17 protein-coding genes and 1 pseudogene are annotated in these 18,366 nt (G+C 48.7%); 8 read left to right on the top strand and 10 right to left on the bottom strand.

The genetic code is table 11. The features are described from left to right. Positions 1–27: 27 nt before the first annotated feature. Genes QCB45_RS05230 through QCB45_RS05240 form a run of 3 tightly spaced genes read right to left on the bottom strand, consistent with a single transcriptional unit; the run spans position 28 to position 2,794 of the window. Entirely contained in the window at positions 28–864 is an 837-nt protein-coding gene (locus QCB45_RS05230) for an ATP-binding cassette domain-containing protein (protein WP_279419794.1), read from the bottom strand. Further along, positions 861–1,850: an iron ABC transporter permease gene (locus QCB45_RS05235; RefSeq protein WP_279419795.1), complete on the bottom strand. Its 990-nt coding sequence runs from the start codon at positions 1,848–1,850 to the stop codon at positions 861–863. The genes QCB45_RS05230 and QCB45_RS05235 overlap by 4 nt, the downstream gene beginning before the upstream one ends. After that, positions 1,847–2,794, bottom strand: a complete 948-nt coding sequence (locus QCB45_RS05240; protein ID WP_279419796.1) for a YihY family inner membrane protein — start codon at positions 2,792–2,794, stop codon at positions 1,847–1,849. The genes QCB45_RS05235 and QCB45_RS05240 overlap by 4 nt, the downstream gene beginning before the upstream one ends. Positions 2,795–2,979: 185 nt before the next feature. Between QCB45_RS05240 and QCB45_RS05245 the strand changes: the two genes are divergently transcribed. Beyond that, positions 2,980–6,615, top strand: coding sequence for a hydantoinase B/oxoprolinase family protein (locus QCB45_RS05245; RefSeq protein ID WP_279419797.1), 3,636 nt, complete (start codon positions 2,980–2,982; stop codon positions 6,613–6,615). Here the strand turns inward: QCB45_RS05245 and QCB45_RS05250 are convergent. The 5 genes from QCB45_RS05250 to QCB45_RS05270 form a co-directional block, all read right to left on the bottom strand. Beyond that, positions 6,612–7,385 (bottom strand): putative DNA-binding domain-containing protein, encoded by a 774-nt coding sequence (locus QCB45_RS05250; RefSeq protein ID WP_279419798.1) that lies wholly within the window; start codon positions 7,383–7,385, stop codon positions 6,612–6,614. The two genes, QCB45_RS05245 and QCB45_RS05250, sit on opposite strands and share 4 nt — an antisense overlap. Continuing rightward, positions 7,375–8,217 carry a DUF692 domain-containing protein gene (locus QCB45_RS05255; protein ID WP_279419799.1) on the bottom strand — a complete coding sequence of 281 codons (843 nt, stop codon included), beginning with the start codon at positions 8,215–8,217 and terminating at the stop codon, positions 7,375–7,377. The genes QCB45_RS05250 and QCB45_RS05255 overlap by 11 nt, the downstream gene beginning before the upstream one ends. A 166-nt stretch (positions 8,218–8,383) precedes the next feature. After that, the gene (locus tag QCB45_RS05260; RefSeq protein WP_279419800.1) at positions 8,384–8,623 is read right to left on the bottom strand and encodes a twin-arginine translocation signal domain-containing protein; all 240 of its coding nucleotides are present in this window, start codon (positions 8,621–8,623) and stop codon (positions 8,384–8,386) included. A 583-nt stretch (positions 8,624–9,206) separates the two neighbouring features. Next, a complete protein-coding gene (locus QCB45_RS05265) occupies positions 9,207–9,761 on the bottom strand; it encodes a DJ-1 family glyoxalase III (RefSeq protein WP_279419801.1) in 555 nt (184 codons plus the stop codon). 57 nt (positions 9,762–9,818) lie between these two features. After that, complete coding sequence (locus QCB45_RS05270; RefSeq protein WP_279420013.1) at positions 9,819–11,150, bottom strand: S41 family peptidase; 1,332 nt, start codon at positions 11,148–11,150, stop codon at positions 9,819–9,821. A 210-nt stretch (positions 11,151–11,360) separates the two neighbouring features. Here QCB45_RS05270 and QCB45_RS05275 point away from each other — a divergent pair, with 210 nt between their 5' ends. Beyond that, positions 11,361–11,672: a metalloregulator ArsR/SmtB family transcription factor gene (locus QCB45_RS05275; protein WP_279419802.1), complete on the top strand. Its 312-nt coding sequence runs from the start codon at positions 11,361–11,363 to the stop codon at positions 11,670–11,672. Positions 11,673–11,721: 49 nt separating this feature from the next. On the opposite strand, the gene QCB45_RS05280 is transcribed toward QCB45_RS05275, so the two are convergent. Further along, a complete protein-coding gene (locus QCB45_RS05280) occupies positions 11,722–12,501 on the bottom strand; it encodes a putative metalloprotease CJM1_0395 family protein (protein WP_279419803.1) in 780 nt (259 codons plus the stop codon). 258 nt (positions 12,502–12,759) lie between these two features. Between QCB45_RS05280 and QCB45_RS05285 the strand changes: the two genes are divergently transcribed. After that, complete coding sequence (locus tag QCB45_RS05285; RefSeq protein ID WP_279419804.1) at positions 12,760–13,620, top strand: HDOD domain-containing protein; 861 nt, start codon at positions 12,760–12,762, stop codon at positions 13,618–13,620. Then, positions 13,621–14,319: a hypothetical protein gene (locus tag QCB45_RS05290; protein ID WP_279419805.1), complete on the top strand. Its 699-nt coding sequence runs from the start codon at positions 13,621–13,623 to the stop codon at positions 14,317–14,319. A 114-nt stretch (positions 14,320–14,433) separates the two neighbouring features. Here the strand turns inward: QCB45_RS05290 and cynS are convergent, their stop codons facing one another. After that, complete coding sequence (gene cynS / locus QCB45_RS05295) at positions 14,434–14,877, bottom strand: cyanase (RefSeq protein WP_279419806.1); 444 nt, start codon at positions 14,875–14,877, stop codon at positions 14,434–14,436. Between the two features lie 333 nt (positions 14,878–15,210). On the opposite strand from cynS, the gene QCB45_RS05300 reads away from it, so the two are divergent. The 4 genes and pseudogenes from QCB45_RS05300 to QCB45_RS05315 all read left to right on the top strand — a co-directional run bounded on the left by QCB45_RS05300 (position 15,211) and on the right by QCB45_RS05315 (position 18,271). Further along, positions 15,211–15,750, top strand: coding sequence for an OsmC family protein (locus QCB45_RS05300; RefSeq protein WP_279419807.1), 540 nt, complete (start codon positions 15,211–15,213; stop codon positions 15,748–15,750). A 61-nt stretch (positions 15,751–15,811) separates the two neighbouring features. Further along, positions 15,812–16,897: an acyl-CoA/acyl-ACP dehydrogenase gene (locus tag QCB45_RS05305; RefSeq protein WP_279419808.1), complete on the top strand. Its 1,086-nt coding sequence runs from the start codon at positions 15,812–15,814 to the stop codon at positions 16,895–16,897. Between the two features lie 9 nt (positions 16,898–16,906). Beyond that, positions 16,907–17,080: pseudogene (locus QCB45_RS05310) on the top strand (rubredoxin); the annotation flags it as partial. A gap of 66 nt (positions 17,081–17,146) precedes the next feature. Beyond that, positions 17,147–18,271 carry an FAD-dependent oxidoreductase gene (locus QCB45_RS05315; RefSeq protein ID WP_279420014.1) on the top strand — a complete coding sequence of 375 codons (1,125 nt, stop codon included), beginning with the start codon at positions 17,147–17,149 and terminating at the stop codon, positions 18,269–18,271. The last annotated feature ends 95 nt before the right edge of the window (positions 18,272–18,366 follow it).

Genomic DNA, 18,366 nt, shown 5'->3' on the forward strand with positions numbered 1-18,366 from the left:
ATAGCTGTATTTTCTGAAAAAAAGAATCTACTCTTGCCTCAGGTCGGGAAACAGCATCGGCACGTCGCTCTTCGAAGGCTGCCAGACATTGATTTTCACCCCCAGAACGGCTTCGATATTATCCGCCGTCATCACCTCTGAAGCGTCGCCCTGTGCGAATACCCGTCCCGCTTTCAACAACAGACATCGATCCGACCACTGTAATATCTGGTTCAGATCATGCAGAATCATCACCACGCCCAACCCTTGCCGACTCCACTGACGGAAAAACCGCCCTAGACGAACCTGATGTTTCAAATCCAATCCATCCGACCATTCGTCCAAAAACAGCCACTTTCCCGAGAAGGCATCGCCGGATTCCGGGTTTTTCGGCCAGATCTGCGCCAGCACTCGTGCCAGTTGAGCACGTTTTTTCTCACCGCCCGAAAGCGTCAGGTAATCGCGTTTAGCTAAATGGAGAATATCGCAGACTTCAAGAACTTCCTGCATCTGCGTCTCGCACTCCTCAGGCGAGATACCTTGTGCGTCAAAGCCAAGCATGACCAACTGCTCCACCAGAAACGAAAACGCCAAATCCTGACTCTGAGGCAATACCGATCTTTGCAACGCCAACTCACGGTAAGTCCATTGCTCTAAGTCACGCTCCTTGAACAGAACCTGCCCGCGGTTCGGGGTCCATTCTTTGGTCAGGCATCGGAGCAAGCTCGTTTTACCTGCACCGTTGCATCCCAGAATCGCATGCACCCGGCCACTCTCGAAACGACCCGACATCCCCATTAGCAAAGTATTGCCATCGGTCTCGTAATGCAAACCCTCAAAAACAATGTCGTGCTTGGAATCAAAAGCAGAGTTGGTTGGATTCATAACCGCACCCCGCGCCGCTTCAACAGCATCATCAAAAAGAACGGCCCCCCCAAAAGCGCCATCAGCAAACCAATCGGCAACTCCGCCGGCTGCATCGCCAATCTGGCCAACCAGTCAGCCAGTACCAACAGCACGGCACCACCCAAAGCACTCAACGGAATTAAATACCGGTGGTCGGGACCGACCCAAAGGCGAACCATGTGCGGCACCATCAGACCGACAAAACCGATCACACCTACCAAAGAGACCGAAACACCGACCAGAAGGGCACTCAATCCCATGATCTGAAATTTAAGAGATTGCAGTGCATACCCCATGTGCAGACAACTCTGCTCGCCCAGAAGCAACGCATTCAAAGCACGGCTCAAACTCATCAGACGAACCAAAACAATCAACCCCACAAACGTCATCAGACCGACGCTCTGCCACGAGATACTGGAAAAGGACCCCATCATCCAGAACATCACCGAACGCAACTGCACATCACTGGAAACCGTAATCAGCAAGCCGGTCAGAGCCCCGGCGATTGCATTCAGGGCCACGCCGGCCAGCAACATCAAAGCCACGTCGGTATGGCCGTTTCGCGTGGCGATTGAATAGAGAAGAAGCGTCGCCGCCGCGGCTGCCGCAAACGCAGACAAACTCATCTGCCAGCTCTGAACCTCACCCCATAGGGCAGCACCAAGCACAATCACCAGCACCGCACCCAAAGCCGCGCTGCTGGAAACGCCGATCAGACCCGGTTCGGCCAATGGATTACGGAACAGCGCCTGCAGACTCACACCTGCCACGGCCAAACCAGCCCCGACCAAAGCAGCCATCAGGATACGGGGCAGACGAATCTCCCAAACCACCAGGCTTTGTTGTTCGGACAGGCCTGTCCAGATTTCCCACCAGCTCAATTCGATACTGCCGGACTGCAAACTTAATCCCATGACCAGCAGCAAGGCCGCCGAAAGCATCCACACGGAAAACGGAATCCTCATCCGGCCTGCTCCGCCGACTTCAACTCGCGTTTTTCCGGAACATCCGAAGACTCATCTTCTTCCTTGGCTTTCACAATCTCATCCCGGACTGTTTTTCGTTCATCAACTTGAAGTTCGTCTTCGTCACCGGAAACATAACGGCCGTTCAACACTGCAACCACCACACCGTTCCAGATGACGATGAACCACATGATATACAGCCATAACAGGAACAGAGGCACGGCCGCGAATGCGCCGTAAATCACGTTATAGGATGGGAACCACTGCACATACAAGCCGAACCCGCTCTTCAACACTTCCAACTGCAAAGTCGCGAACAGGCCGCCGATCATCGCTGCCTTGCCACTAACCTGATGACGCGGCACGAATTTATACAACGCCGAGAATCCCAAGAACGAAAACAAGAACGGCAACAGGCTGATACCGAAAGTCAGTTTCTCCAAAAACGGATAGGCGTCGCTTAACAACGGCAGTGCCAACAGGTAAGAACTGGTCAGGAGACTAAGTCCCAAAAGAATCGGTCCGAGCAGACTCACGCCCAAATAGTGCAACAAGCTCACCCACCAGCGTCTCCGGCGTCCTTCCGGCCACAGTCCGTTCAGTTTATCGTCTACCTTCCACAACAACATGATGGTGGTGACCAACATCACGATAATCCCTGGCCCTTTCAGATTGACCGCCTGCTGCGAGAAAGTCATTAGGTAGGACTCGATCACCGGCTGGGATGACGGAATCAAATTATGCACAACCTGATCCATCACAAGAGATTCGAAATCGGCGAAATAGGAAGAGACCGAAAACAAACTCAGCATCACAGCCAACATCGGCACGATTCCCAGTAGCGAGGTATAGGCGAGGATACCCACCGCATCGGAACCCTTGCGCTGTAGAAAATAGATGATGACCCGTTTCCAGAACATCCAGTGCCAAACTGCGGTTTCCATGTTTTTCCGATTTTTCGCCATAGCCATAATGATTCAGAGGTGATTGATAAATTGTCTAAACCGCCGAGTTTCCGAGTGAAGCCGCAAGACTTCATTCTCGGGACGGACGGCGGCGTCCGAATATGAAATAATCCTTATGATACCCCATCACCGGCTTTACTTTACAGAAGGAGTCACGATAATGTGTGCATTTCCCGAACAACAAATCTGACACGGCGATGACTCAAGCACAATGGCAATTCTGGATCGACCGCGGCGGCACTTTCACCGACATCGTCGCCCTGGACCCTCAAGGTAAACTGCACACTCATAAACTGCTGTCGGAAAACCCCGAACAGTATCGGGATGCGGCGATTGCGGGCATCCGACTATTCCTTGACGCCCCCGAGCCTGTCTCGATTCCGGTCGAACGCATCGCCTGCGTCAAGATGGGCACCACCGTCGCCACCAACGCCCTGTTGGAACGCAAAGGCGAACCGGTCGCCCTAATCACCAACCGAGGATTCGCCGACGCTTTGGAGATCGGCTACCAGAACCGGCCGGACATCTTCGCCCTGAAGGTCGATGCCCCGAAGCCGCTGTACGAGACGTCGATGGAAATCGACGGCCGCCTTGACGCCAATGGCAAAGAGATTGAACCGCTCGATCTCGAACAGGTGAAAGGTCAACTACAGACATTAAAGCAGAAAGGGTTCGATGCCGTCGCCATCGTCCTGTTGCACGCCTACCTCAATCCTGAACATGAACAGACCGTCTCCAAACTCGCTGAAGAAACCGGTTTCGGACAGATTTCGACCTCCCATCAAAGTAGCGCCCTGATCAAATACATCGCCCGCGGGCGCACCGCCGTGGTCGACGCTTATCTGAGCCCTATCCTGCGACGCTACGTTCAACAAGTGGCCGACGAACTACCGGGCGTCGATTTGCAGTTCATGCAATCCCATGGTGGACTCACCGCCGCATCGAACTTCCAAGGCAAAGACGCGATTCTGTCCGGACCGGCTGGAGGAATCGTCGGTGCCGTGACCACGGCGCAACAGGCCGGACACGACAAGATCATCGGTTTCGATATGGGCGGCACCTCCACAGACGTCTCCCACTACGCAGGCGTCTATGAACGCAGTTTCGAAACCGAAGTCGCCGGCGTTCAGATGCGCGTTCCGATGCTCGATATCCACACGGTCGCCGCTGGCGGCGGTTCCATCGTCAAGGCTCTGCAAGGCGAACTTCAGGTCGGTCCTGAATCCGCCGGAGCCAATCCCGGCCCTGCTGCTTACCGACGCGGCGGCCCTTTGACCGTCACCGACTGCAACGTACTACTCGGCCGTATCCAACCACAGCATTTCCCTGCGGTCTTCGGACCCGATGCCGATCAGCCTTTGGATTTGGATGCGGTTAGACAAACGTTTTCCAAACTCGCTGAAGAACTCGAGCTCACCCCCGAAACCGTGGCAGAAGGCGCATTGAAAATCGCGGTCGAGCATATGGCCAGCGCCATTGAAAAAATCTCCACCCAACGCGGTTACGATGTCAAAGACTATACGCTGGTGAGCTTCGGCGGTGCCGGAGGACAGCACGCCTGCGCGGTGGCCGACAAACTGGGAATGAGCAAGGTTCTGCTCCACCCGTACTCGGGCGTACTCTCGGCCTACGGCATGGGCTTGGCGAAAAAGAGTCATATCGAAACCCGTTCCTACGGATTGGAATTGCAAAAGCTCGACGAAATCGATTCACAGATTCTCGAACAAACCGAACAGGCCTGTTCAAAACTGCGCGAACAGAACGAAACGCCTGCGGAAACCAAAATCACGCTGCATCTTCACTACCGTGGCAGCGATACGTTGCTCGATCTGAATTTCGACTCTGCACTATCGCCAAACGACTACGAAGCGCAATTTGCCAAACAGCACCGCAGACAATTCGGATTCGTCCAGACCGACGTTCCGGTCGTCATCAACAGCATCAGCATCGAAGCCGCTTCGCAGGCACACTCACCCGAGAACTGCCCCATCGAAAGCGACCAACCGGCACAGCCGATTGAAACCGTTCGCCTCTACGCTGGCGGACAATGGCATTCGGCCCCGGTTTACCAACGTCCTGCAATAAGTTTGGAACAGAAGATTCACGGCCCCGCCCTGATTCTGGAAGACACCGGTACCCTGGTGATCGAACCCGACTGGTGCGCCCAACTGCAAAGTGACGGACAACTGTTGTTGCAACAAACAACGGCCGCAGTCAAAGAACATTCTTCCGATACGACTGATTCAAAACAGCCCGATCCGATCCAACTGGCATTATTCAACAACCGCTTCATGGCCATCGCCGAACAGATGGGCGCCACCTTGGCGAAAACCGCGCACTCGGTCAACATCAAAGAACGTCTGGATTTTTCCTGCGCCCTGTTCGACGCCCAAGGCCAACTGATCGCCAATGCCCCGCACGTGCCGGTGCATCTTGGTTCGATGGGCGAATCGGTCAAAGCCGTCATCCACAAGGTCGGTGATTCACTTCGCGACGGTGATGCCTATGCCCTCAACAACCCTTACGCAGGCGGAACTCACCTGCCGGACATCACCTTGATCTCACCGGTATTCGTCGACGGAGAACTTCAGTTTTTCGTGGCCTCGCGCGGCCACCACGCCGATGTCGGCGGACTCACGCCCGGTTCGATGCCGGCCGCCAGCCAACACATCGAGCAGGAAGGCGTACTTTTGGATTGTGTGCCGTTGGTTAAACAGGGTGTTTTCCAGACCGACTTGATCAGCCGACTGTTCACCGAAGCCAAATATCCGGTGCGTAATCTCAACCAGAACCTCAACGACCTGCACGCCCAAATTGCCGCTAACCAACGAGGGATTCAGGGACTTGTCGAACTATGTGGAAACGTCGGCGTCGAAACAGTAACCGACTATATGACGCATGTTTTGAACCATGCAGAACAAGCCGTCATCAAACTGCTGCCTGAACTCAAGTCCGGCGAATTTTGTTATCCGACAGACCAAGGTTCCAAAGTCTGTGTGAACATCCAAAAAGCCCCGGCCGGCCAAAAATTGATTATCGACTTCAGCGGCAGCAGTGACCAACAGAACAACAACTTCAATGCACCGCACGCCATCACCCGTGCCGCAACCCTGTATGTACTGCGCACCCTGATCGACCAGCCGATTCCGTTGAACGACGGTTTCCTGCGTCCGGTTGAACTGATCGTTCCAAAAGGTTCGATGCTCAACCCGAGCTATCCGGCCGCGGTGGTGGCCGGAAATGTCGAGACCTCACAGGTGGTCACGGATACTTTATACGGCGCCCTGCAGATTCAAGCGGCTTCTCAGGGAACCATGAACAACCTGACCTTCGGCGACGATACCTGGCAATATTATGAAACCCTGTGCGGCGGCACGGGCGCAGGCCCCGGATACGAAGGTCACGATGCCATCCATAGCCACATGACCAACTCACGACTGACCGATCCGGAAATTCTAGAACTGCGTTACCCGGTGCGTCTGCGACGGTTTGCGATTCGTCTCGGCAGTGGCGGGCAAGGTAAATACCGTGGTGGAAACGGTTGCGAACGACATTTCGAATTCCTCAAACCGATGACGGTGTCCATGCTCAGTAACCACCGCTTGATTCCGCCTTACGGAATGGATGGCGGCCTTCCCGGACAAGTTGGAAAGCACTACGTCATCAAAGCTGATTCGGACAGGACTGTTGAGAATGCAGAACCGAAAGAAGGATTGAATAGCACCCTGACTGTGGAGTTGGATGCCGGAGAAATCTTCGCTATCCACACGCCGGGCGGCGGCGGTTACGGCGAGAATTAAACATTTCTTGGATGGATGATATTCAGATCGATCAACTGCTGTAAGGTCTGAACCGCAAACTGTTCAAGGGCCGCTTCATCGAGTTCAAGTTCTGCCGTCAACGGCATCAATGCGGCACGTGCACTGTCCGCCTCATTCAAAGCCGTCAGCCACTGATAAAGCAAAGGAGCAATCTCCATGAATTCGACCCGATCGTCGGCATTACGGAAAACCAGTAATGTCGTGACCTGTTCCGGTGCCGTTTCCGGCTGGTAATCAACCGAAATCTGCTGAACCGGCCAATCGTAGACCAAAGGCCAGGCCACAGGAGAAAGCTGATAGGCCTGCTGAAGATCCGCTTTCAATCCCGTTGGATTAGAGTCCGCCTCTTCAGGTGAAATTCCGAGCGCCAACTCCACCCATTCGTAATGCGCCAACTCCAACAAGAAAGTTGGATCTTGTTGCTGGGGTTCGTAACTGTCATTTAAAAACGCTAAAAACTCTTCTCCCAGTCGGTGGAAAAGCGGCGTGCGCGCCCGGTGTTTGATCATGTATTCGCGCATCAATTGCTGCCATCGGTCCTCACCGAGTACAGCCGAAGTCACCGGAAAGAGCGAATTAAAAAAGCCTTCGACGTTGTTGAAAAAAAGAGATTCATACACTTCCAGACGCCGTGGTTCAATCTGTTGTTCGCCTTTGGGTGCATACGGTTTTTCAGGATTGCGGATATGCTCTGCGAATTGCTGTTGCAACTTCTGGAAATGGGGTTGAGCGATTGAATCATTCGCCATATCGTGCTCTCCACTGGTTTTGATAATCGCGAATCTGTTCGACCTCCTGCATCAATTCGGCCATCGGAGGAATGTTGAAATCACGTTCCAACAAGGTCGGAATCAATCCGTGTTGTTCATAGGTCTGTTCCAGCAACTGCCACACCTGCTCTTTTACCGGCTGACCGTGGGTATCGATCTTAAGATCATCCGCTTCGTCGAAATGCCCCGCCATATGCAAGTACACAATGCGCTCAGTCGGCATCGACTTCATGTATTCTTCGGCCGAATAGCCATGATTGATGGCATTCACGTAAGTGTTGTTAACGTCGAACAAAAGGTCGCAGTCTGCTTCGTCCAATACGGCTCGAATAAACTCCTGTTCGGTCATTTCATGCGAAGGCATGGCGTAAAAGGAGACGTTCTCGATTCCGATGCGACGTTCAAGAATATCCTGCACACGCTTGATGCGTTCCGCCACATATTTGACCGCCTCTTCGGTGAACGGAATCGGCATCAAATCGTACAGGTGACCGCTGTCACCGCAATAGCTCAAATGTTCGGTATAGGCACGGATGTCATGCTGGTCGAAAAAGCCTTTCAACTCGCGCACATAATCTTCATCCAATGGATGCGGTCCACCCAAATCCAAAGACAATCCGTGACACAGGAAAGGCCAACGTTCGGTCAAAACCCTAAGCTGCCGCCCCTGGCGTCCGCCAAAATGCAACCAATTTTCAGGGGCGATTTCCATGAAGTCGATCGCCAGATCGGGCGTCTCAACCACTTCATCAAAGAAGCTGCGTCTCAACCCCAAACCAACGCCTTGTACCGGATATTGTCTAATTTGCATAATCTTCTCGATTTTAAAACTGAGCAGGCCTGTTCATTTACCCTAACAATATAAATGAAAAAGCCACCTCATAAAACGGTGGCTTTTAATTTTATAGTTTCTAACCTGCCTCGACGAATAAGCCATTTGCCACTCGTACCGAACTATCCAATCGCATGTTTCCTATTTATTCAATCGGATCAGGCTCCGGAGCCGGTTTACTTCCGCACGTTCCTTCAGTAGGTTTAGGTTTCGGAGCCGGCTTATTTCCGCAAGTCCCTTCAGGCGATGCCTCAGCCACTTGAGAATATCCATTTTTCATTTCAGTGAAACCAAAAGGATTCTCCGCCGCTGAAGCCATCCCACTTGCTGATACCAGAGAGGCACCGGCAAGCTTCAAAAAATCTCTACGTGTTTGTTTATTCATGACCTCTCTCCAATGTTATCTATACAAATAATTTCCCCTTCCAACTTAAGAAGACCTTAAATCCAAAGGTTTATTTCATCTTTCCATTTATGGATAAGAGTTAAAAGCCACCGTGATTGATGGCTTTTAAAGTCTTACAGAACCGTTCTCCGCACGTTCCTTATTGTGATTGATTTATCTTTTGACGCCACATCCACCTTCCACGGGTCTTGGCGCAGGAATTTCACCGCAACGACCTTCAACTGGTTTTGGACAAGGAATATCCGTTATATTTTGATAACTTGACTGCACATTCACCAACCCAAAGGGGTTTCCCGCTGCGGACGCCGCTCCTGCGACGGTCGCGATTGAGATGCATATGAACGTCATAAAGCCCCTGCGTGTATTCTTCATCATGTTCATACTCCGGTTGTTCCAAACAAAAAACGCCTGTTTGAAATCACCCCCTTCCAATTAAGAGACCTCGGGAATAAAACTTTGTTTCAAAAAATAATGTGGATTTAGTAAAAACAAGAAAAAAGCCGGTTGTTAAAACCGGCTTTCAGAAGAGACCAAAGAGGGTCTAAAAAAGATTTGAAAAAACTTAAGGCCGTTGCAAACCTTGCTCGACCTGACGGCGTTTTTCGCCTCCCTCAAGTCTTTCAATCAGGGTCAATGCGAAATCCATTGCCGTTCCCGGACCTTTCGAAGTGATGATCTTACCGTCCTCAACCACCGGTTCGTCCAGATACCGCATTCCATCAGCAGGCTTGCGATCAATCACACCTGGGAAACTGGTAGCCTGCCGGTTTTCCAATAGGCCTGCCTCTACCAATACTTGCGGCGCAGCACAGATCGCCGCGACGTAACCGCCACGGTCAGCCGTATTTTGTAGCATCTTAATCAACCTGGAATCCTGCATCAGATAATCTGCACCGGGTAAACCACCAGGAAGTGCAATCAGATCGAAGGATTCCTCAATCACAGCATCAAGTGTGGTTTGAGCAATCAGCTGAACGCCTCGACTTGCCGTGATGACACGCTCATCATCCAGACTTGCAGAGGTCACATCCACACCTGCTCGAACCAACAGGTCTATGATGGTCACCGCTTCTAATTCTTCACAACCTTGCGCTAAGGGCACTAATACTTTTGACATCACTCACCTCATACAAACAAAAAAGCCACTCGAAAGTGGCTTTGTTGATCTTAAACGCTATTTCATTTTTTGCGCCAAGGACATGGTTTTGAGTACTCTCAATGCTTCGTTCAACTCATAATCCTTTTCAAGCAACTCATTGATCTCTTCCAACTTCTTGGCATCCTTTTCACTCTTAGTCTTTTTGGACTTATCAGAACCGTTGCCGTTTTCCAAGTGACCGGAAAGATCCTTTTCCTTGACGCTCACCAACTCGGAAGTATCTACTTTCTCAACCTTGACCAGGTCGACCTTGATGTCCGGCTTGATGCCTTCCGCCTGAATTGAACGACCTAGCGGCGTGAAATAACGTGCTGTAGTTACTTTAATCGCCGCGCCATTATTCAAAGGTAAAAGCGTTTGAACCGACCCTTTACCGAAACTGGTACGACCCACTACGATAGCGCGCTTCTGGTCCTGCAAAGCCCCCGCAACGATTTCCGACGCAGACGCAGAACCTTCATTGATCAGAACCACAACCGGACGCCCTTTCATGATATCGCCTTGCTGGGCTTCAAAACGCATCTTCGAATTCTTGATTCTACCCTCAGTGTAAACGATCAATCCTTCATTCAGAAATGCATCCGACACCTGAACAGCCGCAGTCAAAACGCCGCCCGGGTTGTTACGCAAATCCAGAACCAGCCCATTAATAGGCCCTTTGTTCTCTTCATCCAGCTTTTCAATCGCATTAACCAGATCTTGCCCGGTACGGATCTGGAACTGACTGATACGCACATAACCAACACCGTCTTTCAACAATCTCTGCTTAACACTTTTCACCTTGATAACCGCTCGGGTGATTTCAAGAACGATCGGAGCATCATTGCCTTTTCTAACGATGGTTAGCTTAAGCTTCGTGCCCGGCTTACCGCGCATGATTTTCACGGCCTCACTCAAGGTCTTACCCTTAACCGGTTCGTCACCCAGTTTTACGATCAAATCTCCGGCCTTGACTCCGGCCTTTTGTGCAGGCGTATCGTCAATCGGTGAAATGACTTTGACGAAACCGTCTTCCATGCCGACTTCCATACCCAAACCGCCGAATTCACCTTTGGTGTGTTCTTCCATTTCCTCGAAACTTTTCGGTGGCAGATATGCGGAATGCGGATCCAGACTCGACAACATGCCGCTGATTGCGCCCTCAAGCAGTTTCTTTTCATCAACTTCTTCTACGTAGTCGTTGGAAACTCGTTCAAAGACTTCCGCAAACGCTCGGAGCTCCTGCAACGGCAACGTCACTTTCTCTTGCTGAACCGCTGAGTCCGGAGCGACTTCGTTCTGAGGCTTGTCAGCCATCACACTAGACGTAACTACGATCAAGGCACCGATCAAGGCACCAACTCCCATCCATGTTGCTTTCTTGTATACCGTTATACTCACTTGAGTCTCCAGCTGTTTTAAGACACTGATTAATCCATTAAAAAAATATAAATCAATTCGAGCGTCTGTATAAAATTATATTTCTGCCATTATAAATGAAGTTTTCGTGACATAGAGTTTGGTTTTCATTAAAATCAATTAATAATATCTTTATAAAGTTAAATGGTGAAACCCGATATGCAAGAATCTGAATTGTTTGAGATGAAAGAAGAAAATATCAACAAAGCTTCTAAGGCACTTAAAGCCATGGGTCACCCTCTTAGACTGAAAATTCTATGCGTCATCGGTGAAAATGAATTACCAGTCATGGATATCGTTGCAAAAGTCGGCACGACTCAAAGTAACATTTCCCAACACATCGATATCTTGCGTGAAAAAGAGATCATCACATCACGCCGTGAAGGCAGCAAAATTCTTTGCAAAGTTAGAGATCCAAACATTTTGAAATTAATGGGTGCGATGCAGGATACGTTCTGCCCGGTCAACTAATCGACTTCCCATTTTTGCAATCCAAGATATAAATGCTTAGGCGTTTCGTCTAGGCCATTCTCTGAAACGAAAGTCTCAAATCAAACTCGTTTCGACTCGCCTGAAGATCCGCACTGTTCATTTGGGATTGAGACTCATTAATACGACTTGAAGTTTCTACTCTGCTCGAATCACCAGAAGATTCATTTCCCGAACCCGAATCGTCGGAATCACCGTCGTTCTCCGCACCGGCTTCCTGAACATCCTCTTTTTGAGTCAATTCCATTCTAGCCTGAGCCGCCATCTGAGCCGCCGCACTCGCCACCCTGTAATCCTGAGAAGAAGGTTGCGCCGGCGCCAAAGCAGCACGTTGAACCACCGCCGCTTTTTGCAGAGTCGCTTGAGGATCACCTGCGACCGGTGAAATATCAATTCCAACTTCACCGCCGATTGCATAACGTTTTCCGTCCGGTCCTACCTGATAGGCATAAGAAGCCCCGCTGGTCGCATAACCGCCCGCAGCCCCTAAATGCGCCATTTCATGAGCACGCACTTCAGAATCTCTTGCCTTTAATTGATTTACGACCTGCTGTACAGCCTGTTCGTTCTCATTACTGCTTGAAGTTTGAGCGGTTGCTTTATTCTGCGATAAAGATGAACCATTTTGGTCCTTCTGTTCAGACTGAGGCTTATTTGAATTTTGACTCGCCGGGGCAGACGTTTGACTACGATCCACAATTTGAATCGAAGGCTGGCTCTTCAAAGATTCGGCAGGCACGATACCCTGCTCCCGATTCGTTATGGGAGCATAATTAGGATAGGTGTAACCGCCTGTCGCTGAAGAGATCATATCTATAATGCTTTACTTACATAAAAATGATGTAGACATAATTTTATCAAATAAAATTATCGACGACAAAAAACCTCGTGTAATCAATCCACTATGGTTTTTAACTTTTTTCATTTTTACTATCACCATCCAACCGGCACAGTCTATAAAATGCCTGTTTTTTTTATTAGTTGATTCTCTAACAAGCTGATAGAATCGGAGTTGCAAAGGTTTTTCACGTCTTTTGTAAAACATTTAATCAAAACAGGTTAAATTCCCATGCAACAACAACTGACTCGGGCGGCACTCATCATTGAACAGATTGGACTGCAATGCATTCCCGAAGAAGTTATCCGCATTCGTGAAGAACTGGAAAAAACACATCCCAACACGGTCACAATAGCCAATCTGATCGCCCACAACTCAGAATTGCTCGGCGACTTTCTAAAATTGGTCAACAGCAATGTAACCGCCGAAAAGTCGAACATCACAGATGCAAAAGCCGCCGTTAACCTGTTAGGGCTCAATGACATCAGCGACCTTTTTCTTGCAAGCACCTTGAGCCATAAAATCGCCCAATCGCCTCAAGAAAAAGAGATACTCAAACATGGTGCCCAAGCCGGGTTGGCCGCAGCAGAACTTTCCTTTTGGGTCTATGATGTTTCCAGAACTGAAGCCTACATGGCTGGATTGATGCAGAATATCGGTGCCATCTATCTTTTGCGTTCAAAGCCGAAAGAGTATGCCAGCTTATTCCAAATTCATCTGGCAAACCCTGAAAATGCGATCAAACAAGAAGAACGTCTTTTCCTGACCAACCACACTTTCCTTGGCGCTCTTCTTGCAAAAAAGTGGAACCTGAGTTCTGAAATCTATAAATCCATCCTCTTGCACCATGATCTGAATTTTATTCAAAATTTCAGCCAGGACCAAAAGGTCAGACATATGGTCAGTCTAATCATGGTCGCGAACTTTGTGGTTGAAAGCGCTCAAGGCGAGCACTATATTACTCAAGAAATGAAACAATACAGAGAAGTAGGTGGCGCGATTCTAAGCCTTCCGGAAAACGCCATTACTGCAGCGCGTGCAGCCGTAATGAAATGGGGGAATTCTATGGGTATTGCACCTGGAGGACATTGAATGCGCCGTTTTAACCACCTAACTGCTCTGGAACACCTATTGGAATTAGATACCACTATTTTTAAGGAAGAGCTCTACTATCCTTGGTATATCCAAACAGGAACCGTCAAAACGCTTTCTGCTATCTGGCTGATGCTGATGACCGTTGTCATCCCGGTTCTTATTGTCTTTACTGACATCCGACCGCTTATCATTCTGATTGCCACAGCAGCACTATCAGCCCTACTGGGAATACTTTATTTTCTGACGATTCAACAGCTCAAGAAAACGGCAAAATCGGAAGCGCTTCACCAGATGATGAAACTGGAAAAGAAGGAGTTCATGAAATACTTGGAGCCCTTTGTGCCCGACGACCAGAAGGAAGTCGCGCATAGGATTTCAAATCATGTCGACTTCTCACCGAAGGAGTATATTTCGGTGACTGTTTCTACAAAAAGCCGTGTTCTTCACAACACCGACTCTTTCATCAAGGACATTGAACGAATGTTCGCAGAAAAAGAGCTCCCTCCAGTCATTGAATCCGACTGGCAGTACAGTGATACGGTCTTTAAGGTTCCGGAAAGTGCAAAACAGAACTATGAACGGATGAAAAATTCGTCAACATTTAACGACAAATTTACCGTCCCTCCGGAAGTCAGGGTCGCTATCATCGCAAAAATTAAAGAAGCACTTAACCGTCCAGCACTTGGCCGAGAGTAATTCCCGTTGTAGAGCGACCGGACAGGCCTGCTCACAATCTAAACTCAAAATTCAAGCATAAAAAAACCCGCCGATAGCGGGTAAAAGTTACTTCCAATTAAAACCGATCGAGACTTACCACTCTTTATAAGCTAGGAACTTACCGTTCATTGTCACGACCACTCGATCACCGGCCGGATTCTCTTCTTTGTCGATGTCCATCGTAAAATCGATTGCACTCATGATACCGTCGCCAAATTTCTCGTGAATCAACTCTTTCATTGTTGGACCATACACCCCGACAATTTCATACAATCTGTAAATCAATGGATCCGTTGGCACCAATTTATCCCATGACTTATGAGGAAACGCCTGCAATGCCGTGCTGACTTCTGCACCCAATCCCAAGAACTCACACAACTTGTCCGCCACCCCTGCATCCAAGTGATTCATTCCCAAACAAGCCGAAGTTGTATACACCTCGCTCAATCCGGCTGCAGCCGCGATATCACACCATCCAACGTTTTTTTCCGCTTTAGCAACAATAATCGCTTCAGTCATTTCAATTTTAGACATCATAGTCACTGTACTCCAGTAGTGTTATTAAAAAACACTCAACTCTATGCAAGTCACATGCCAATTTTATAACCAATTGATTTCATTATACTTTTAATTTTACCCGCCTGACTTTTGTTATTAATTGTAATACTGTGTCTACAATTGTAGACATTTGGTAAAAAATTGTAGACAAAAAAGCACCTTTTATTAAAGTAAAATATAAAAATATATTTATAAGGTATTGTTTTAAAAGAAAATACGATTTTATGGCACCCTTAAAGCTATAGGCTATTCATCTTTCGTATCACGAAATGATTTTTCAAATTATTTTATTTAAAACAGCAGGAGATCATCATGGCTGAAGTTTATATCCCTTCATGTATTCGTCCAATCGATAACGACGGTTTGAACAAACTTGCGGAAGCTGGTAAAGCAAATCCAAACACAATTAAAACACTTAAATCCAAAACCGTTTTGGAAGGTCAGTTCAAGAACCTTAACTATGTACGTGACCTTGATCCTGTTGTGGTTGACGAACCACCTGTTCTTCTTGGGGAAGACACGGCTCCAAACCCTTCTGAAATGGCTCTTCTTTCTTTGGGTTCTTGTTTGTCAGTTGGTGTTCAGGCCAATGCGACCGCACGCGGAATCAACTTAACCAAGCTAGAAATCGAACTTGAAGGTGACATCAACATCACTGCGGTATGGGGTACCGGTGATATCGACCCTAACAAAAAATTGGGTGTAACCGAAGTCCGTGCATTCTTCACAATCGAAGCACCAGGCACTTCAAAAGAAGAACTTGAAGGTTTGGTTGCACACGCAATCAAATGGTCTCCAGTTGCCAACACTTATATGAATGCAGTTGACCTTAGCGGTAAATTAGTCGATTAAACAGTCCGGCCCGGCCATATTACCGAGTGCCGGGCCGACTCTACTAACAAGGATAACTTCCATGATTAGTCAAATTGTAGAAAAAACCCTTAAACCACTTACTGTGGCCATCGACCACGGAAAATACACGACTGAAGTTCTTGAGCAGTTGGGTAAAGCCGGTGCATTCCGTCATCACATTCCATCTCACAACAACGGAACTCTAGACTTGTTCGGCACCATCAAAGATATGGCAACCGTATCGGAAGAATGTATGAGTACCGGATTCATGATGTGGGCTCATACGGTATGTTGCTGGTACATTGAAAACTCGGAAAACGATTGGCTCAAGTCTGAAATCCTTCCAAAACTGGTAGACGGTGAATATTTTGGCGCAACCGCTCTTTCGAATCCAATGAAATACTTTGCGGGTATCGAAGACCTAAAATTGACTGCGGAAGAGACTGAAGACGGTTATATCATCAACGGTACCTTGCCGTGGGTTTCCAATCTGGACGACAACTCCAGCAAACACTTTTTCGGTTCGATCTTCACTGTTCACGATCACGACAAAAGCGACTACCGCGATGTCATGGCATTAATCCCATGCGACCTGAACGGCCTGACAATGAAACAGATGGTTAGCTTCACAGGGATGGAAGGAACGGGAACTTATTCGTTGATTTTCGATAACGCATTCCTACCTAAAAAGTATTTGCTGGCTGATCCTGTAAAAAGTTACCTACAGAAAATCAAAGCCGGTTTCGTCTTGCTACAAACTGGTATGGCGGCAGGTGTCATCCAAGGTTCCATCAATGAAATGCACAGAGCAAACCTGACCCTTTCCGAAATCAACGCATATCTTGATGATTCACCGGAAGAACTTCAGGAAGAACTCGAAGACGCTCTGGATTTAATCGAATCACTCTGCGAAGAACCTTTCACACCGGGTGAGGAATTTTTCAAGTCAGTACTTGAAGCAAGATTACTAGGTTCAGAATATTGCAAACGCGCAGCCGATTCCGTCATGCAGCATGCCGGAGCTAAAGGCTACATTACTGATGCTGTTGCTCAGCGTAAATTACGTGAAGCTTATTTTGTAATCATCGTCACCCCTTCAATCAAACATCTACGAAAAGAAATTGCACGCATCGAAGAAGCGGCATAGGAGATCATGATGAGTACAGAATATAAAAAATATATCTGCAAAACCTGCGGCCTGATTTACGACGAAGAATTTGGAGATCCGGATTCAGGGCTAGCACCGGGAACACGCTTTGAAGACATCCCGGACGACTGGTATTGCCCTCTGTGCCTGGTAAGTAAGAGTGACTTTGTACTCATCGACGAAACCAAATCCAAGGCGGCCAGCAGCGCCCCGAAACGTAAAGCCAGTAATCAGGCAGACGTACTGATTATCGGTGCGGGCTATGCGGGTTGGCAGGTTGCAGAAGCCATCCGCCAACAACAACCAGACAGTGAAATCACTCTCTTGACTGCTTGCGACGGCACCGTCTATCCAAAGCCGGCCATTTCCATGGCCCTGAGCCAGGGACGCACGCCAGAAGACTTGAAGGAAGCGAGTGCCGATGAAAAAGCAGCGCAACTTGATATCGGCGTTAAGACACGTACCAAGGTCATGTCGATCAACACTAAACGCAAGAAAGTAATGACCACAACAGGAAGCTTCGGTTATGACAAACTAATCATTGCGACCGGTGCCAAAGCCATGATTCCTAAAATCGAAGGCGATGCGGGTCACGAAGTATCGGCGGTTAATGATCTGAACGCATACCGTAAATTCCGAAATGCTTTGGAAGGAAAACATTCGGTTACCATTATCGGCGGCGGCTTGATCGCAACGGAAATGGCCGAAGACTTAGCCTCACAAGACATCAAGGTCGACCTGATCGTACGCGGCGACCACCTAATGCGCCAGATGCTTCCGGGAACGATTGCCGACACACTGGAAAGCAAACTGGCAGAGAAAGGCGTCAAACTGCACTTCAACACACAAGTCGAGCAAATGAACCTATCCGATTCAGGCTATCGATTGTCAACCAACCAGAACGAAGACATTCAAACGGAAATGGTATTGAGCGCTATTGGACTTCAGCCAAACATCGACATCGCCAAGAAAGCGAAACTGGACACTCACGTTGGCGTTTGCATCAACCAATATTGCCAGACATCGGATCCTGACGTCTACGCACTTGGTGACTGCTCTGAAAGTAACGGTATCATTCAGGCTTATCTGGAGCCGATTAGACGCCAAGCTCAAACCATTGCCGCACACATCAATGGAGACCTGTCGCAGGAATTCCAGATCGTGCCTCCTTTGGTTAAAACCAAGACGCCAAGCCTATCTATCATGATGAGTCCGCCTCTTGATAGCTCGCAAGGGCAATGGGAAGTTACACTGCAAGCCGGTAACGATCAGAAAATTCTCTACAAGAATGAAGATAAAGTTTCAGGCTTTGCGCTTAGTGGCGAACTGGCATCCTCTGCCAACCAACTATACAAGCAGTTGTTCTCCGCTTAACAACATTTCTCCTCCCATAAAAAAACACCTCGTTCCTTTATAAGAAACGAGGTGTTTTTTTATGTACGCCTTTTATGAAACCATACCGTCTGAAC

It is taken from the genome of Thiomicrorhabdus sp. ZW0627 (assembly GCF_029767005.1).
GTDB lineage: Bacteria > Pseudomonadota > Gammaproteobacteria > Thiomicrospirales > Thiomicrospiraceae > Thiomicrorhabdus.

What these genes read in the sequence shown, in the direction of transcription:
- QCB45_RS05305 (WP_279419808.1), top strand. Translation starts at nt 15,812, where the DNA reads ATGATTAGTCAAATTGTAGAAAAAACCCTTAAACCACTTACTGTGGCC.
- QCB45_RS05275 (WP_279419802.1), top strand. Translation starts at nt 11,361, where the DNA reads ATGCAAGAATCTGAATTGTTTGAGATGAAAGAAGAAAATATCAACAAA.
- QCB45_RS05260 (WP_279419800.1), bottom strand. Translation starts at nt 8,623, where the DNA reads ATGAATAAACAAACACGTAGAGATTTTTTGAAGCTTGCCGGTGCCTCT.
- QCB45_RS05290 (WP_279419805.1), top strand. Translation starts at nt 13,621, where the DNA reads ATGCGCCGTTTTAACCACCTAACTGCTCTGGAACACCTATTGGAATTA.
- QCB45_RS05300 (WP_279419807.1), top strand. Translation starts at nt 15,211, where the DNA reads ATGGCTGAAGTTTATATCCCTTCATGTATTCGTCCAATCGATAACGAC.
- QCB45_RS05250 (WP_279419798.1), bottom strand. Translation starts at nt 7,385, where the DNA reads ATGGCGAATGATTCAATCGCTCAACCCCATTTCCAGAAGTTGCAACAG.
- QCB45_RS05230 (WP_279419794.1), bottom strand. Translation starts at nt 864, where the DNA reads ATGAATCCAACCAACTCTGCTTTTGATTCCAAGCACGACATTGTTTTT.
- QCB45_RS05280 (WP_279419803.1), bottom strand. Translation starts at nt 12,501, where the DNA reads ATGATCTCTTCAGCGACAGGCGGTTACACCTATCCTAATTATGCTCCC.
- QCB45_RS05285 (WP_279419804.1), top strand. Translation starts at nt 12,760, where the DNA reads ATGCAACAACAACTGACTCGGGCGGCACTCATCATTGAACAGATTGGA.
- QCB45_RS05270 (WP_279420013.1), bottom strand. Translation starts at nt 11,150, where the DNA reads ATGGGAGTTGGTGCCTTGATCGGTGCCTTGATCGTAGTTACGTCTAGT.
- QCB45_RS05265 (WP_279419801.1), bottom strand. Translation starts at nt 9,761, where the DNA reads ATGTCAAAAGTATTAGTGCCCTTAGCGCAAGGTTGTGAAGAATTAGAA.
- QCB45_RS05240 (WP_279419796.1), bottom strand. Translation starts at nt 2,794, where the DNA reads ATGGAAACCGCAGTTTGGCACTGGATGTTCTGGAAACGGGTCATCATC.
- QCB45_RS05255 (WP_279419799.1), bottom strand. Translation starts at nt 8,217, where the DNA reads ATGCAAATTAGACAATATCCGGTACAAGGCGTTGGTTTGGGGTTGAGA.
- cynS (WP_279419806.1), bottom strand. Translation starts at nt 14,877, where the DNA reads ATGATGTCTAAAATTGAAATGACTGAAGCGATTATTGTTGCTAAAGCG.
- QCB45_RS05235 (WP_279419795.1), bottom strand. Translation starts at nt 1,850, where the DNA reads ATGAGGATTCCGTTTTCCGTGTGGATGCTTTCGGCGGCCTTGCTGCTG.